This window comes from Helicobacter trogontum (assembly GCF_000765905.2).
In the GTDB taxonomy this organism is placed as follows: Bacteria; Campylobacterota; Campylobacteria; order Campylobacterales; family Helicobacteraceae; genus Helicobacter_A; species Helicobacter_A trogontum.
In genome coordinates this window covers 1-2714 of sequence record NZ_JRPL02000065.1, presented here as the reverse complement: position 1 = coordinate 2714, position 2714 = coordinate 1, and the positions used below count along the sequence as shown (strand labels likewise).

General features: G+C 30.9%; 2 protein-coding genes. Both read right to left on the bottom strand.

The features are described 5' to 3' along the window. The coding region (locus LS81_RS10645) for a leucine-rich repeat domain-containing protein (protein WP_138069947.1) at positions 1 to 1094 on the bottom strand (1094 nt) is incomplete at its 3' end. Between the two features lie 39 nt (positions 1095 to 1133). After that, the coding region (locus LS81_RS10640) for a leucine-rich repeat domain-containing protein (protein ID WP_138069946.1) at positions 1134 to 2714 on the bottom strand (1581 nt) is incomplete at its 5' end.

The window sequence follows — 2714 nt, the reverse complement described above, 5'->3', positions numbered from 1 at the left end:
AATGTAATGCCCTCACTTGCGTTTGTAATAGCAATAACAGACTTCCTTTTTTTCTTATTATAAAGCACATTATTTTCATAGCCAAAATACTCGTGGTTTTTAGAAATATAAATGCGTTTTAGATTATATACTTCCAAAAACGCACCTGATCCAATCTCTTTTAAACTATCTGGCAAACTTATCTCTTCTAAAGATTCACAATTACGGAAAGCATGCTTTTCTATAACTTCCAATCCCTCATTAAAATGTAGTTTTTTAAGGCTGGAGCATTTGTCAAATGCGGTTCTTTCAATCGTTTTTAAGCTTGTTGGGAAGTTTATCTCTTCTAAGGATTTACATTTATAAAAGGCATTCTCTCCTATAATTTCTAATCCTTCATTAAAATGCAGTTTTTTAAGACTAGAGCATTCGCTAAATTTCTCGTATCCAATTCTCTTTATACACTCTGGAAAACTCATACTCTCTTGTATATTAGCAACAGCAATAACAGATTTGCTTTCCTTATCATAAAGCACATTATTTTCATAGCCAAAATATTTATGGTTTTTAGAAATATGAATGCGTTTTAGAGTATAGACTTTCAAAAACGCACTTGCCCACATCTCTTTTAAACTATCTGGCAAACTTATTTCTTCTAAAGATTCACACCCAAGAAAAGCCCGAGATCCTATGCTTTCTAAACCCTCATTCAAATTTAGCTTTTTAAGGCTAGAGCACTCACTAAATGCCAATTCTCCGATACTCTTTAAACTATTTGGGAAGCTCACCTCTTCTAGGGATTTACAACCCAAAAAGGCACAAGCTTTTATAACCTCCAATCCCTCATTCAATTTTAGTTTTTTAAGGCAGCAATCATAAAATGCATATTCTCCGATACTCTTTAAACTATTTGGCAAAATTATCTCTTCTAAGGATTCACACTTGCGGAAAGCATATTTTTCTATAACTTCTAATCCCTCATTTAGAATGACTTTGCGTATTTTTGTATTGTATTTAAATGTATCCTTTTCAATGACTTTAATATCCTTTGGGATCACTACCTCTTCTTTCGTATCAAGTCCTAGCGATTTTACTTTTTCTTCTGTTAGGTTCATGGTTTTCCTTTTTTTAAATTTTGCTTTTGCAAAGTTTTATTATTCTTGTATTTCTATATATTTTACACCTAGACTTTTAGCTAGTTTCTTTGCAAGAGAATCTTTTGTGCCATAAACAACTTGCAAAGAATTACAATTGGCAAAAATCCAAGAACTTATTTTTTTAATACTCTCTGGCAGATTAATTTGTTTAATACCAGATTCCTTAAAAGCTTGCCAACCAATTGTTGTAACGCTATTTGGGAGAGTAATTTCGCCTAATGATTTACAACCATAAAAAGCTTGCAAATCAATCTCTTTTAAATCATCATTAAGCTCTACAAAAGCTAAAGATTTTAGTTTATAAAATGCCTTGTTGGGTATTACTTCTGTGCCTTGTGGGATTTTTACTCTAAGATTTTCTAGTCCAAGTGATAAAAACTCTTTATCTGGCTGCAAAAGCTTTATAAAAGGGATATAAGAGTGCAAAGCAAAGACTTTATTAAAGCTTATATTTTTGTGCTTTTTAGTGAAATCTTGCAAACTTTCAAAAGTGCTTTCTTTATCTGCTACAAGCTTTACAAAGCTTTCAAATTGCTCTTTAAAGCGAGGATTTTTGATTTTTATTGTGGTTAGAATCTTTGTGTGTTTTTCTATTTTTAAAATACAAACGATTTTTTCCTGATTGCATTTTTTAGATTCTATAATAAATTCTACCCCATAATTTTTAGCAATCTCTTGTAAAATACCATCAAAGCTCACACTTATAATTTCAGCGACTTTTTCTTTTTTAGCCTTATTGAGTGCAAACTCCTTTTGGTGTGCACGTATAGATTCACGAAGCCTTTCTGCAAAGTATTGTTCCTCACTAATTTTGTAATTTTTATTTTCAAAAACCACTTTTGAAAGATTTGGATTTTTAAAAATATCTTCTGGGATTGCGGTGATATACTTTGGAAATGTAATGCCCTCACTTGCGTTTGTAATAGCAATAACAGACTTCCTTTTTTTCTTATTATAAAGCACATTATTTTCATAGCCAAAATACTCGTGGTTTTTAGAAATATAAATGCGTTTTAGATTATATACTTCCAAAAACGCACCTTCTCTAATCTCTTTTAAACTATCTGGCAAACTTATCTCTTCTAAAGATTGACACCCACTAAAAGCATAATTTTTTATAACTTCCAATCCCTCATTAAATTTTAAGCTTTTAATGCTAGAACAATCTTCAAATGCATATCTTTCAATTTCTTTTAAGCTTGTGGGAAAGATGATTTCTTCTAAGGTGGAAGAACCAGCAAGCTTGTGATGCCCAATTTTCTTTATACACTCTGGAAAACTAATACTCTCTTGTATATTAGCAACAGCAATAACAAATTTGCTTTTCTTTTCATAAAGCACATTATTTTCATAGCCAAAATATTCATGGTTTTTAGAAATATGAATGCGTTTTAGATTATATACTTCCAAAAACGCATCTTCTCTAATCTCTTTTAAACTATCTGGCAAACTTATCTCTTCTAAAGATTTACACTCAAGAAAAGCATAATTTTCTATAACTTCCAATCCCTCATTCAATTTTACACTTTTAAGGCTAGAGCAATCAGAAAACACCCAATGTTCGATAAACTTTAAACT